Genomic DNA, 13,583 nt, shown 5'->3' with positions numbered 1-13,583 from the left:
CTTCGTCCCCTTCGTGTTGATGTGAGCGAATCGAAGGATTACGGAGTGGCCGTCTCTTGTCACATGGATCTCACCCGTACCAGTCCAAGGGCTTGATCACCCGCACACCATCTCCCTGGACGTGAACAACTCAAGCCTGATCACGAAGTTCTGGCCCTTCTGCAGGCCACCGAGACGGGCACAAATGACGCATATTGCCGATGGTCAAAAACGCGTGGTTGCTCGGTGGTTGCTCGCGCGCGCGATGCGGCGCGACACTCATGGGCACAGCCCGACACGACGGCGTGGAGAATCCCTGCCACAACAGCACGGATCGACTCTCGTCGGCACTGGGCGACGTTGATCGAACCGACTCATAATCCGTGGGTCGTGGGGTTCAAGTCCCACCCGCCCCACTTCTCCGGAACAGCCGAACCCCCGCCTGACCTGCACTGTTGCGCAGGGGCGGGGGTTCTTCATGTCCGGCTGTCCACGGGCTCTCGCGATTGACATCACGCAGTCGTGTTCTTGAGCCCCACAGCTACAGGTGCCTGTCGAGTAGGATGCGCCCGTCCTTGGTCAGCCGAACGTCGATGCTCCTGATTTGCTTCTTGGTCAGCCCGGTCGTGCCGACGGGCATGGTCGTGGTGTCGGGCGACGCCATCCAGGTGGCCAGCCTGGTGCTGCTGCCCAGAAGGTCGGTGACGTACATGGCGTACTCGAACGTCTTGGGCGGAGCCGGGTCGGCGGGCATGGCGTAACGGCAGGTCACCTCCACTCGGGTGCCCCAGGGTTCCTGGATGACGCGCACCTCGGCGGTGACAGGGCTGGGAATCGTCTGCAGCATCGGCAGGGCGGCCTCCTGCCGCTCGGGCAGGAGCGGGGACGCCATCACCCCGGCAAGGGCCGCCGCGATGGCGACCGCGCCGGCACGTATTCGGCCCCACCGCCGGGCCCGCCGGCTGGAGGCCATCAGCTCGGGCAGCAGACTCGCCGGCACCTCGGCAGGCGAGGGGTCGGCCTGCGGCGGGCGCAGGGCGCGATCCGCCGGGACGGCCGAGAGGATGCCGGGTATGCCGGCGAGCGAGGCGACCGCCTGCGAGCAGGCGGCGCATCCGCTCAGGTGCTCTTCGTACTCGAGTCGTTCGCGGGGTGACAGGGCCCCGAAGACGTACGCCGCGTCCCATTCCGCGTACGGATCCGTTGAGGACATCAATGAGTGGTAACCCCCCTTTCCTGCAGCGCGAGTCGCAGGGCCCTGAGAGCGTAGTGCAGTCTCGACTTCACCGTGCCGGGCGGCAGGTCGAGCTTGTCGGCGAGTTCGGCGACGGATTCGCCGCCATAATAGGTCCGCACGATGACGGTTCTGTGGTTCTCCGACAGTTGCGCGAGGGCGTCGGTGACCAGCCAGGCGTCGAGTGTGGCGTCTATCTGGTCGGCGCTGGACGTTTCGGGGAGCCGGTCGGTGCCGACCTCCCGACGTACCTGAGCGCTGCGGCTATGGTCGATCACCACGTTCCTGGCCACGGTGTACAGCCAGGCGCGCGACGCCGTCTCACCCTTGTGGAAGACCTCCGGACTCTTCCAGGCTCGTAGCAGCGTTTCCTGGACGACGTCATGGGCCAACTGGTTGTCGCCGGTCAAGCGGACAACGAAGCGCCACAGCGCGGGCGCGTGCTCGTCGTACAGCGCCCGCAGGAGTGCCGCATGCGCGTCGGTCATGTCCACACCTATGTGAGTAGGGGGTTACTTTCCCGGGAAAACGGGCCTCCGCTTGCTCAAGAAGGCTTGCGTGCCCTCGCGCATGTCCTCACTGGTGAACGTGCGGCGGAAGGCGCGCGCCTCGATGTCGAGCGCGGAGCCGATCTCCCGGCCGCGCGAGTCGTTGACGGCCTCCTTGCACAACGCCACGGCGATCGGCGAGTTCGCTGAGACCAGCGCCAACGACTCGTACGCCGCCTTCAGCATCTCCTCCCTGGTCGCGAACACCCGGTTGACCAGCCCGATCCGCAGGGCCTCCCCGGCATCGACGTTGCGGCCCGTGTAGATCATCTCCCTGGCCCGGCCGGGGGAGACGTGACGTTGCAGCCGCACGCATCCGCCGAAGGCGGGGATCAGTCCTAGCCGTACCTCCGGCTGGCCGAATACGGCGTCCGCCGTCGCGTAGATGTAGTCGCAGGCCATGGCCAGCTCACACCCGCCCCCGAGCGCGTACCCGTTCACACAGGCGATCACCGGGAACGGCGCCGCCTCGATCAGCCGGGTGACCTCCTGGCCCAGCCTGCCGAATTCCTCGCCCTCCTCCGGCGTCATCGCCGCCATCTCCCGGATGTCGGCACCGGCGACGAAGGCGCGTTCTCCCGAACCGGTGAGGATCATCCCGCGGAAGCCGGTCAGGCCGGTGAGGAAGCGTTGCAGCTCGGTGAGGGTCTGCCGGGACAGGGCGTTGAGCACGCTGGGCCTGTCAATGGCGAGCGTCACGATCTCATCATTGTCGTCGACCGTCAGTGTTCGGAAAGCCATGGATCGTCCTCCAGAGATCACGCGCTGTCAGGTCAGGAATCCCAGATCGCTCCGTACGCGGGGACACCCCGCATCTCAAGTTGTTCGACGAGGTGCCATGTGGTCTTCTTGTTGGAGATGCAGATGATCGCCTCGGCGTCGAACTCCACATACACCCGGTAGGCCAGGGCCAGAAGGTCGGGCTTGCCTTTGGCATCGGTGTCCCAGACGACCGCGTCTGGCTGCACGGCGAGGATCTCCTCCACCAGTTCGTCGCCGTATGTCGTGCGGGGGTGCCGTGTCGACCAGACCAGCCGCGACGGCGTGTCGCGGGACAGCAGGTGCGGCAGGCACGGGCCGATGCCGCTGCCCGTGGCCACCCAGACGACGCGCGCGAACAGCTTGTCGATGTTGCCGACGCCGGCCGTCGGTATGCCCTTGACCCACAGGTGAGAGGGACCGTCGTCGATCAGTGACCCCGTCCAGTCGCCGGCCCGCGAGACGGTGAGCCGGAAGCCGTTCCTGCCGGGGGTGGGCACATTGGCGAAGGAGTGCCACTCAAGCAGCGGGTTACGGCTCACGGTGGTCGACGAGCCCGCGAACGGCGTGACGCCGTAGTCGAACCCGAGCAGGGCCACGTGCGACGACGGCCTGGAGATCCGGACAGGCACGCGCCGCAGGCGCAGCCACGGCAGCGCGACGCTGAGGGTGATGGCCGTGAGCGCCCAGAACGTCGCCTGGTGGGCCGCGGTCAGCAGCGCATGCGCCCAGAACAGGGCGAGCACCGTCCAGCCGCCGAAGCGGTGCACGACCTCGAACACGTTGTGGAGCCGCGCCCGCAGCGAGGGCAGCGCGAAGACCACCATCGCGACCAGCAGCGCCAGGATCACGTACGCGAGCGTGAGCAGTCCCGCGGAGACCCCGGCGGGGCGCACGGTCATCACCCCGGTGAGGAAGGCGAACCACAGGGTGGCAGCGACCGCCCCGCCGACGTGTAGTCCACCGAAATGGTAGACCTTGCCCAGAATGCGCCGGACCGCCAGCGGCCAGCGGACGGGGGCATCGGTGGCCACGTGAAAGAGCAGGTTGATGACGTACTGCTGGCGGATCAGCACGGCCAGGGTGACATTGGCGGCCACCAGGAGGGACAGGGTGCTCGGGTCGGCCCACCAGCCGGCGGTGATCGCGTGGACGAGGAATCCCGTGTTGACGGCCAGCACGACGGCGGCGAGCCGGTTGTAGTGCATGCAGCGCCGGCCACTGCCCAGTCTCCTGATCGCCGAGCGCGGCGGAGGCAGTTCGAGCGCGTCCGACAAGGAGCGCACGACCGTCATGCGACCACGTCGATCAGGTCGGGCAGGGCGTTCTTATCGACCTTGCCGCGATCGGTCATCGGCAGCTCGTCCACGGCCACGACGCGGGAGGGCACGCAATAGTACGGCAGCGACTGCTCGACGGCCTTCCTCGCCGCCTCGACGTCCACGCTCGCCGGGCTGACGAAGCCGATCAGCTCGCCCTCGCGCAGGACCGTGGTGGCGCGGGCGCAGTCCGCGGTCAGCTCCAGTGCGCTGGTGACCGCGTCCAGCTCGACCCGGAAGCCTCTGACTTTCACCTGGTCGTCGGTGCGGCCGTGGTGTTCCAGCTCACCGTCCGGTGTCCAGCGGCCCAGGTCGCGAGTGCGGAACATCAGGTGGCCGCCGCCACGGAAGGGATCGGGCCGGTACCTCTGCATGGTCACGACGTCGTTTCCAAGATAGCCCGCGGTCACGCAAGCGCCGCCCGCCCACATCTCGCCGATCTCGCCGATCGGGCATGGCCTGCCGTTCTGGTCGAGGATGTAGACCGTGGTGTTGGGCAGCGGTCTGCCGATGTTCAGGACCCGGCGCCGCGGATCGTAGCGCTGCATCGTGTTGACGATGGTGACCTCGGTGGGTCCGCACGCGTTGTGGAAGGCGCTGAAGCGAGACCAGGTGTCCGCCAGATGCCGGGGGCAGCGCTCGCCCGCGACCGCGACCACCTTGACGTTGCGGCACCGAGAGGCGTCGAGGGAGCCCAAGATTCCCGGGGTGGCGATGACGACATCGACGTCGCGCACGGTCTCTTCGATGTCGTCGCCGCGGATGACGAGCGTGGCGCCGTGCGACAGGGCTCCAAGGATCTCCCAAACCGCCATGTCGAAGGCGATGTTGAGGATCTGGGCCACCCTGGTGCCAGGACCGATTCCCAGGGAGCCCGGCTCGTTCAGCAGGATGTTGCACAGGTTGGCGTGGGTCACGTTGACCCCGTTGGGATGGCCGGTCGTCCCAGAGGTGAAGATGACCACCGCCACCTCGCCCGACCCGCCCGGGACTCGCGAGGACCACTCGCCCGAGCGCGGGACCTCGTCCACCGCGATGACCTCGTCCACCGCGATGACCTCGTCTACGGCGATGACCTCGTGACGATCGCTGGCGGGAATCCTCGGCGCCGAATCAGAGGAGGTCAGGATCACCTTGACGGAGGCCGTGTCGACAATGTGGCGCAGGTGGACGGCGGGGGTGATCCGGATATCCTGCGGCACGTATGCCGCGCCGACCTTCAAGATCGCGAGGATGCCCACGACCATCGGGATTGACCGTGTCATGAACAGGCCAACGCGGTCGCCGGGACGCACGCCACGGTGGGCGAGTGACGCGGCGAGGCGGTCGGCGTGGCGGTCGAGTTCCAGGTAGGTCATGCTCTCGCCGAGATGAGTGACCGCGGTCGCGGTCGGCACGGCCTTGGCGTGGGCCTCGAAGGCATGGTGAATGCGGTCGAACGCCGGGGCGGCCTCCGGGCCGGCGCCGAAACTCTGGAACAGGATCCGATCCGCAGAAGGAAGATCGACGAGAGCAGAGCAATTCAGACGCAGTGTCACTGGAAGTCTCCCGCTGAGTCGACGTGAGCTTGCTGTCCGCGTTTGGCTGATCTTCGAAACGATGTAGCCGCCGACCCGGTTCAACGATGGGGTGAACTTTTCGCACTCGATTCGCCCCGGCTGCGACGGGGTCTCGGTAACCACCTCCGGCGCCTGCCGGGTGTCACACCGCTTTCACACGAGCCTCGCCGACCAGGACGTCCTGTGGAGTACTCCCGATCCTGTAGACGCTCTCTCCACCAACGGATGGGCAGCCAGAGAAGAGGGTGGAAATGGAAGCAGCAGGCAGGAGGAAGTACTCCGACAGCTTCAAGGCCGAGGCGGTGGAGTTGCTGATCACTTCGGGCCGGTCGGCGGCACAGATCGCGAGAGTTCGGGGGCAACGAGTACGCACTGTGCAATTGGGTGAATATGGCGAAGAAGCGGGACAGGGTCGAGAACGAGGAGAAGCCGCTCACCGCCGAGGAGCGCGCGGAGCTGAAGGAGCTTCGCGAGGAGAACCGGCGGCTGAAGATGGAGCGGGAGATTCTAAAAATCCGCGGCGTGGTTCGCTAAGGAAAGCCTGTGAAGTTCGCCTTCATCCAGAGTCTGGAGGAAGGCGAGCGCCGCTAGCCACGTGCTGAGCAAATCCCGATTTCGCTGATGTGTAAGGTCTTGGAGGTGGCGCGCGGTCGGGTTATTACGCCTGGAAAATCCGCCGGGAGTCGGATCGCGTTCGTGAGGATGCCGCACTTACCGAAGCCATCAAGGAGATCCGTCACGAGCACGAGGGCCGGCTCGGGATCGCCCGGATCGTGGTCGAGTTGGCCGGGCGCGGTCGCTTTCACCCGGCCAAGCGGGTCCGGCGCCTGGCGCGGGCGGCGGGCCTGGCCTGGCCTGCGTGCACCCCAGGCCGTACAAGGCGACGACGGTGCAGGACGAGGCGAACAACACCGCCCTGGTTGATCTTGTCGAGCAGAACTTGGCGCCCGATCGGCCCAACGAATTGTGTTTTACCGATATCACGTATATTCGAACGTGGACGGGATGGGTGTATCTCGCGTCCATTATTGATGGGTGTACGCGCAAGATGGTCGACTGTTCCGTGGCCGACCATGTGCGAGCCGAAACCGTCACGGATGCGCTGAAGATGGCCATCGAGTGCCAGCGTCCAAAAGTCGGCCAGACGATCATTCATTCCGCCCCTGGGCCGCAGGGCAGTACACCGGTGGCGCGTTCAGGGATCTCGCCCTGGCGAATAGAGTCATTACCCCCGGCTGGGCATGCGGGGATCTGTTTCGACAATGCGGTGTCGGAGTCGTTCAATGGGACCATCGGCAAGGAACTGATCTACTTGCACACGTGGCCGACTCTGGAAAGGGTTCAGCGCGAGGTGTTCAAGTACATTGAAATCTATCACAATCGCAAATTTCTGCATCCTGGGATAGAGAACTCCGCACCGTCTCAGTTTTGAGATGGACTTTCAGCTTGAATTTGACAGTGAAATGTCCCGCGTAGCATAATTCATGTGTCTATTAAAGCGGGCGGGCTCCCCCTGCCCCACAAGGCATCGCAGCAGGACTTCGCCTCCGTGCTGGAACGACTCGCTTCGATCGGATGGGCCGACTATTTTCAAACCCGCCGTGGCCGAGTGGACCTTCGACAAGCTGGATACCTTGTAGGGCGCGAAAACCCGGATGCGACCTCTGGCCTGCGGTTATCCACCCCTGTTCAGTGCCAAAAGACTCCTTCATAGCGCTGGCCTGGGGTTGCGCACGCCGTCAAGCGGCTCTGTGATACTCGCGGATCAGACCGCAGACGGCGTTTCGTCGCTGTATTTGAGCCGTGAGATCGACCGCCTCGGCCGGATCGTGAAGGGATTGGCGTAGTGACAGTGACCCTTTCTCATCCTCAAGCCGCCTGAGCAACGCGGTGATTCTGAAGGACGGCGATGGCCTTGCAGAGGTGGCCGGCTTTGGACGGGCTGCAGCGTAGCTTGCGGAGGATCTTCCAGCTCTTCAGCTGGGCGTTGGCTCGTTCGCCGGGGCCGCGGAGCTTGGCGTGGGAGCGGTTGGCCTGCTTCTGGGACTCTGGTTTGTTCTTGCCCTTGTACGGGGTGCGGACCGGGCCTTCGGCTCCTTGATACGCCTTGTCGGCCAGGGTGATGATCCCGGCCTGCTCCAGCGCGCGCAGGATGCCCCAGATCCGGGCGGCGCTCAGATCGTGGGCCTTGCCCGGCAGCGCTCCGGAGGTCCACAGAATGGTCCCGTCCGAGGACGCGATGACCTGCACGTTCATCCCGTGCACGCGATGCTTGCCGGAGAAGTAGGGCCGGTCGGCCGCGATCCGGTCGATGTGAATCAGCGTGCCGTCCAGGACCAGGTAGTGCAGCCCGTCCCGCTTGGCCTTACGCAACGCCGCCGTAAGCTTGGGCGAGCGGGCCGACAGCAGCGCCACCGTCTCCTCCACATACCGCCACGCGGTTGCCGTCGACACCCCGAACCCGGCCCCGAGCTCGGCGAACGTCTCACCCTTGCGCAGGTAGACCAGCACCAGCAGCGCCTGCTGACCGGGGTTGAGCAGCCGCCAGACCGACCTCATGGACTTACGGCGCCGCCGGATCACCCCAGCGACGTAGTTCAGGGTCTGATGCGACAAATCGACGGCGGCACGGTAGAACAGCACCGGAAGCTCCTGGTTGCGACGGTGTGGGTTGTGGTGATCAACCCGTCTACCAGGAGCTTCTTCATGTCACCGGCCGAATACCGGCATTGCGATCACGCTGTGACCAGGGCACCGGCCAAGGAGCCTGAAAAAGGTTCAGTGCCTGATGCGGCCGGTGCTGGTTGTAGTGGCGCTCGTACTCGGCCAGGACGTGCCGCAGGTGCCGCTCACCACGGACCAGAAGGTGATCGAGGCATTCGCGCCTGAGGGTGCCGACGAACCGCTCGGCGAACGCGTTCGCCCGTGGCGAGCGCGGCGGAATCTTCAGAACGTGCACGTCGGCGCCGGCGAGCACCTCGTCAAATCCTCTGCCGAACCAAAGATACGCACGCGCCGCGTTTCGATCTCCATGACGAACAACACGTACAGGCGCTTGAGGAACCAGGTCGGTGAAGCCCGGCGCGGCGCGGGCCCAAATCCCGCCGCCGCCAGGATCCGGCGGACCGTCCTCTCCCCTACCCTGTGTCCAAGACCGAGGAGCTCGCCCTGGATGCGCCGATGCCCCCAACGGGGATTCTCCCGCGCCAACCGGACGATCAGAGCGCGGATCTCTTCGGAAACTGGGGGCCGGCCCTGCTTGGTGGGGTAGGTCCACTTCTTCTTGACCAGCCTGCGGTGCCAGGCGAGCAGCGTGTCGGGTGTCGCGATGCGATGCAGTCGAAGGCGAGCGGGTAACGGCCTTGCCAGCAGCGCCCGATCGGCCCGGTCCGGCCTGGGCTGGGCGACCTGGCGACGCAGCACCGCGACCTCATGCCACAACACCAGCGACTGGGGTGCCGTCAGCCGAGGAAGTGGATCGTCGCCCCTAGCTTGGTGACCTTCAGCACGCGGAACTTGAGGCCGCTGATGTTGCCCCAGCCGCCTTCCCACACGGCGACACTGCCGCCGGCAGTGAACACCCTGCCATCGATCCGGCGGTTGAAGCCCGTGTCCACGACGACCGTCTTCGCATCCTCCTTGTAGACGATGACCTTGGAAAAGCCGTACTTCTTGCTGGAGATGCGGAAGCTCACCACGTACTTGAAGCTGAACTTGCATTTCCCGTCGTAGCAGCCACTCAGGCGCGGCTTGGCCGCGGCAGCGGCAGGCTGTGCGGCGAGGGCCGGCGCCGTGGCCAGCGCGCACGTGAGGGCGAGGGCGGTGAGGGTAAGCCGTTTCATGATTCCCTTCTAGCGCTCACCGCCCGGGAGGGGTCCCGGTTCGTCGAGGGGGCAGACCAAGTACGCCGTCACATCGGCGATGGCAACTGGCAGAGGCTCAGTCCTCATCGCCTTGCTCGTCCTCCTCTCGTTGTTGTCTGCGGCCGATTGAGCCCGGCGATCGAAGTCGTCCTGGGCGCTGTCGCTGTCGGGGTCCCTGGCCGGCCGCAGACTGGATGCGGGCGCTGGCCTTCCCCCGGAAGGTCCACCGCGCGTGCTTGCTCAGGGTGGTGGCCGTACCCGCGCGGAGACCGCTCGGGAACAACGCGCCCCCATTCTTCGGCAAGGCCACCACCTGCTGAGGGATTCAGGCCGCCGATCGGCGTCGAGCCTGTTGTGCGCTTGAGTGATGGCCGACCGCGACGGGTTCGGGGCGGAGGCGGATGCCCGTCTGCCGCTCCACCTGGCCGACCAGGGTGTGCAGTGTGGTGGCGAAGGCGGTGGAGGGGGCCGCCGGCCGCGTGTACCGCGGCGGCCTGGGCGGGGGCGTTCGTGACGGTCAGATAGGCCAGGCGAAGGAGCACGGCCGATCATCATGCCACCCGCCCTCCGCTCCTGATGGTCGGACCTCGCGCACACCCTGAAGCCCTCACAGGGGCATGACCTGGGCGGATGTGATCATCGGCAGGCGCAAGCCCGGTGAGCGAAGACCTGCGGCAGGCCTTCCACGAACTCCACGGGTGGGCCGTCCGCAACAAACCTCGGCGAGCTCTGTCGCTGAGGCGGTCAGGGGCCGCCGCAACCACCACCGCACCCTCCGCCGCCGCCTGAGGCGCCTGTGCCCCGGGGGGAGGCAGGCCGCCGGGGGCCGAGGAGCGCGTCGTACAGCTCGTCGCGGCGCAAACCGTACAGGGCGATCGCGACGGGTCCTTCGGCGGTGTTCCGGGGGTTGTCCCGCTTGGCCGCCTCAAGAATCTCCTCACCGGCGCGTGTCCGGCACCGCTGCCGCGTCCTGTGTTGTCCTTGCCGTCCGCGAACCCCAGCACGATCCTCCACTCGCATCGCCAGGACCTGCGACGATTTGGCTCGTCGGGCCCACCTTTGCAGCGTGGCCCGCTCCTCGTCGGTCGCCGTCAACTCAGCCTTGGGCCGCCCAGTCCGGGGCTGGTCGAGCAAGGCGTCCATCCCACCGTGCAAAAAGCCGCCCGTCTGCGCACCTGGCCCTCGGCCCGCGCCAACTCCTACGTTCTGGCGGCCCGGCCGCGCCCGGCTCGTTCCACGGCGTCGACGAGGCGGACGTCCATTCCTTCCTCGAACGGCACGCCACCGCCCGGTAGCCGCCCGCGGTCGTTCTGACATACCTCGCATATACCGCCGCAAGGTTACTGTCGAGTCCGCCTCGACCCGCACAACGGAGATCCCTCCGTGTGTAGGGCCTTTCTCCCGAACCCCCTGTGAAAGGAACGACGTGCTCAAAAGACGCTTAGCCGGCGGTGCCCTGCTCCTCACGATCGTGGCCGGCGGCCTGGTCGCGACCTCGACCCCCGCCGCGGCCGCACCGAACCTCCAGCTTCCCTTCCCCTGCGGGCAGAAGTGGCGGCTGGACACCTGGGGCCACGCCCCCGCCCTCGACATGGTGAAGGAGCCTGACCAGCAGGGCACCGAGGGCGCCACCTTGGTCGCCGCGGCCGCCGGGAGGGTGGACAAGTCCTTTTACCACGAGAACGGCGGCCAGGTCGTACAGATCGATCATGGCGGCGGCTACTTCACCACGTACATCCATCTGCAGTCCCGTGGCGTCTCATCCGGAGACAGGGTGGAGCGGGGAACGGTGATCGGCAAGGTCGGCAAGACCGGGGCGGAGTCCAACGGGCACCCGCACCTGCACTTCGAACTCGCCTACGACGCCAACGGCGACGGGGACGCCTCTTGGGGGTTCGCCGGCTCCGAGCGGATCAAGCCGACCTTCAACGGCGTCACCTACGGTCAATCGAACCTCCAGACCTGGCGCAACGTCGAAAGCTTCAACTGCCCGTCACGTTCCCCCGCGGGGACCGCGTCGGTGTACGGGGTGCTGCCGGACGGGAGGCTGACATACACGGCGATCGACGCGGCGACCGGGAAGCGTACGCGTGGCGCGGAGCTCTCGACCGCCTCGCTGGGGTTCAAACCGAAAGCGATGGCCACGCTCGACTACAACACGCTGTTGGTCACCCAGGACGACTCCGGCGGCAAGCTGTACCGGGTCGACATCATTTCCAACCGGGACCCTGTCACGTTCGAACCACCGGTGTTGCTCGGGAGCGGATACACCCACGAGTTGCTGGCCTACGACGGCAACAGCCATCTGTTCGGCATAGCCAACGGCGTGCTACGCCGCTACACCATCACCAAGACGAAGCCAACCCTGGCTGACATCACCGGCAACACACTCATCGGAAGCGGCTTCACCCTCAAGACGCTCACGACGACCGGGCCAGACTGGATTCTCGGCACCACCACCGCCGGGCAACTGATCTCCTACAAGATCAACGGCGCCGAATCCTGGCAGCGCTACCAGCTACGCGACGCCACCTGGCAGGTCTTCGACCATCTGCTCTCGCCAGGCGGGGGCGTCTATTACGGGCACCGCCCTGAAGGATCCCTGCACGGCTACTTCGACGCCAACCCCTACGACGGCCGAGACGACGACCTCGGCAGCCACGGCGCCGTCGACCCCAGCGGCTGGGTCCAGACCCTCCTGTCCGCACAGCCCGACACCGTGACCAGCTCGTGAACGGGCGACTCCGCGCGTTCCTGTCGCACGCTGCTGTCGTGGCCACAGCCATGATCTCCTTGTGCGCCATCGCCTCCCCCGCGGCCGCGGTCCGCGATCCGCAGCCGGAGGTACGGACAGAGCCGCCCAAGACGTCCGACGTCACCGCCGCCTACCAACTCGCCGCGTGCGATCCCGGCGGCACGACATCGACCGACGCGGCCCTGGCCACCCAGCTCAACAACACCCTCAACGACAAGATGCGCGGCTACATGTCCGCCTACCGCGTGTCCTGCGCCCGCATGGTGATCAAGGCCGTGCACGACCGCGGGCTGGAGCCGCGGGCGGCCGTGATCGCGGTGACCACGATCATCGTGGAGACCAGCATCCAGAACATCAGCGAGGAAGTCGACCACGACAGCCTGGGGCTTTTCCAGCAGCGCGCCTCCTGGGGAAGCAGGTCCCAGCGGCTCAACCCGACGTGGGCCACCAACGCCTTCCTCGACGAGATGCTCCGGGTCTACCCGAACAACAGCTGGCGGACCGCGCCGATCGGAGAGGTGTGCCAGACCGTCCAGGTGTCCGCCTATCCCGACCGCTACCAGGTCCAGGCCGCTGACGCGCAGCTCATCGTCAACGCCATCTGGCCCTATGTCAGCGGACCGAAGGGGACCGCGTCGGTGTACGGGGTGCTGCCGGACGGGAGGCTGACATACACGGCGATCGACGCGGCGACCGGGAAGCGTACGCGTGGCGCGGAGCTCTCGACCGCCTCGCTGGGGTTCAAACCGAAAGCGATGGCCACGCTCGACTACAACACGCTGTTGGTCACCCAGGACGACTCCGGCGGCAAGCTGTACCGGGTCGACATCATTTCCAACCGGGACCCTGTCACGTTCGAACCACCGGTGTTGCTCGGGAGCGGATACACCCACGAGTTGCTGGCCTACGACGGCAACAGCCATCTGTTCGGCATAGCCAACGGCGTGCTACGCCGCTACACCATCACCAAGACGAAGCCAACCCTGGCTGACATCACCGGCAACACACTCATCGGAAGCGGCTTCACCCTCAAGACGCTCACGACGACCGGGCCAGACTGGATTCTCGGCACCACCACCGCCGGGCAACTGATCTCCTACAAGATCAACGGCGCCGAATCCTGGCAGCGCTACCAGCTACGCGACGCCACCTGGCAGGTCTTCGACCATCTGCTCTCGCCAGGCGGGGGCGTCTATTACGGGCACCGCCCTGAAGGATCCCTGCACGGCTACTTCGACGCCAACCCCTACGACGGCCGAGACGACGACCTCGGCAGCCACGGCGCCGTCGACCCCAGCGGCTGGGTCCAGACCCTCCTGTCCGCCCAACCGGGAACCGTCACCTGAGATTGAAGCGCTCCCCACGACTAAAGTCGGGGGATTCCAGCCAGCTCGGGGCTCGCCGTAGCGTGGCCCTGAGCTGCTGTTGCTTGGCGGTTGGCCTTCCGGCCCACACGGTTGCGTGGTTTGCGCGCCCCAGCCCGCGCACCCGGTCCGGGTTGTGCGTGCTCCGCCCTCCCGGCGGTGAGGATGTTCTTGGCGGCGTTCACGTCGGCGTGCTCGGTGTG

Annotated in this window: 13 protein-coding genes and 2 pseudogenes; 5 read left to right on the top strand and 10 right to left on the bottom strand. The window is 66.4% G+C overall.

Going from position 1 to position 13,583, the window contains the following annotated elements:
* Positions 1-520 precede the first annotated feature (520 nt).
* The 5 genes from ABN273_RS58115 to ABN273_RS58095 are packed head-to-tail and all read right to left on the bottom strand — an operon-like array spanning position 521 to position 5,377.
* Positions 521-1,192, bottom strand: a complete 672-nt coding sequence (locus tag ABN273_RS58115; RefSeq protein ID WP_349458372.1) for an anti-sigma factor family protein — start codon at positions 1,190-1,192, stop codon at positions 521-523.
* On the bottom strand, positions 1,192-1,701 hold the full coding sequence (locus tag ABN273_RS58110; protein WP_349458371.1) for a sigma-70 family RNA polymerase sigma factor: 510 nt from the start codon (positions 1,699-1,701) through the stop codon (positions 1,192-1,194). Before ABN273_RS58110 ends, ABN273_RS58115 begins: the two co-directional genes overlap by 1 nt.
* 24 nt (positions 1,702-1,725) lie before the next feature.
* A complete protein-coding gene (locus tag ABN273_RS58105; RefSeq protein WP_349458370.1) occupies positions 1,726-2,502 on the bottom strand; it encodes an enoyl-CoA hydratase-related protein in 777 nt (258 codons plus the stop codon).
* A gap of 32 nt (positions 2,503-2,534) precedes the next feature.
* Positions 2,535-3,815, bottom strand: coding sequence for an FNR domain-containing protein (locus ABN273_RS58100; RefSeq protein ID WP_349458369.1), 1,281 nt, complete (start codon positions 3,813-3,815; stop codon positions 2,535-2,537).
* The gene (locus ABN273_RS58095) at positions 3,812-5,377 is read right to left on the bottom strand and encodes an amino acid adenylation domain-containing protein (RefSeq protein WP_349458368.1); all 1,566 of its coding nucleotides are present in this window, start codon (positions 5,375-5,377) and stop codon (positions 3,812-3,814) included. Before ABN273_RS58095 ends, ABN273_RS58100 begins: the two co-directional genes overlap by 4 nt.
* Positions 5,378-5,788: 411 nt before the next feature.
* On the opposite strand from ABN273_RS58095, the gene ABN273_RS58090 reads away from it, so the two are divergent.
* The 3 genes and pseudogenes from ABN273_RS58090 to ABN273_RS58085 all read left to right on the top strand — a co-directional run bounded on the left by ABN273_RS58090 (position 5,789) and on the right by ABN273_RS58085 (position 6,830).
* Positions 5,789-5,932, top strand: coding sequence for a hypothetical protein (locus tag ABN273_RS58090; RefSeq protein ID WP_349458367.1), 144 nt, complete (start codon positions 5,789-5,791; stop codon positions 5,930-5,932).
* Positions 5,933-6,069: 137 nt separating this feature from the next.
* Positions 6,070-6,237: pseudogene (locus ABN273_RS60190) on the top strand (hypothetical protein); the annotation flags it as partial.
* 50 nt (positions 6,238-6,287) lie between these two features.
* The gene (locus ABN273_RS58085) at positions 6,288-6,830 is read left to right on the top strand and encodes a DDE-type integrase/transposase/recombinase (RefSeq protein ID WP_349458366.1); all 543 of its coding nucleotides are present in this window, start codon (positions 6,288-6,290) and stop codon (positions 6,828-6,830) included.
* A 437-nt stretch (positions 6,831-7,267) separates the two neighbouring features.
* Here the strand turns inward: ABN273_RS58085 and ABN273_RS58080 are convergent, their stop codons facing one another.
* The 4 genes from ABN273_RS58080 to ABN273_RS58065 all read right to left on the bottom strand — a co-directional run bounded on the left by ABN273_RS58080 (position 7,268) and on the right by ABN273_RS58065 (position 9,240).
* Positions 7,268-8,041 carry a transposase family protein gene (locus tag ABN273_RS58080; protein ID WP_349456208.1) on the bottom strand — a complete coding sequence of 258 codons (774 nt, stop codon included), beginning with the start codon at positions 8,039-8,041 and terminating at the stop codon, positions 7,268-7,270.
* 61 nt (positions 8,042-8,102) lie between these two features.
* A complete protein-coding gene (locus tag ABN273_RS58075; RefSeq protein ID WP_349458365.1) occupies positions 8,103-8,375 on the bottom strand; it encodes an integrase core domain-containing protein in 273 nt (90 codons plus the stop codon).
* The gene (locus ABN273_RS58070) at positions 8,345-8,821 is read right to left on the bottom strand and encodes a helix-turn-helix domain-containing protein (protein WP_349458364.1); all 477 of its coding nucleotides are present in this window, start codon (positions 8,819-8,821) and stop codon (positions 8,345-8,347) included. The genes ABN273_RS58075 and ABN273_RS58070 overlap by 31 nt, the downstream gene beginning before the upstream one ends.
* A gap of 38 nt (positions 8,822-8,859) precedes the next feature.
* Positions 8,860-9,240: a hypothetical protein gene (locus tag ABN273_RS58065; protein ID WP_349458363.1), complete on the bottom strand. Its 381-nt coding sequence runs from the start codon at positions 9,238-9,240 to the stop codon at positions 8,860-8,862.
* A 1,447-nt stretch (positions 9,241-10,687) separates the two neighbouring features.
* Here ABN273_RS58065 and ABN273_RS58060 point away from each other — a divergent pair.
* Together ABN273_RS58060 and ABN273_RS58055 are read left to right on the top strand one after the other, a co-directional pair.
* On the top strand, positions 10,688-11,995 hold the full coding sequence (locus tag ABN273_RS58060) for a M23 family metallopeptidase (RefSeq protein ID WP_349458362.1): 1,308 nt from the start codon (positions 10,688-10,690) through the stop codon (positions 11,993-11,995).
* Between the two features lie 38 nt (positions 11,996-12,033).
* Complete coding sequence (locus ABN273_RS58055; RefSeq protein WP_349458361.1) at positions 12,034-13,362, top strand: hypothetical protein; 1,329 nt, start codon at positions 12,034-12,036, stop codon at positions 13,360-13,362.
* A 20-nt stretch (positions 13,363-13,382) separates the two neighbouring features.
* Here ABN273_RS58055 and ABN273_RS58050 read toward each other — a convergent pair.
* A pseudogene (locus ABN273_RS58050) lies at positions 13,383-13,583 on the bottom strand (RNA-guided endonuclease InsQ/TnpB family protein); the annotation flags it as partial.

The sequence above is a fragment of the Nonomuraea sp. B19D2 genome (genome assembly GCF_040137845.1).
In the GTDB taxonomy this organism is placed as follows: Bacteria; Actinomycetota; Actinomycetes; order Streptosporangiales; family Streptosporangiaceae; genus Nonomuraea.
The sequence above is the reverse complement of the archived record's forward strand: the minus strand, read 5'-3'. Positions and strand labels throughout refer to the sequence as shown.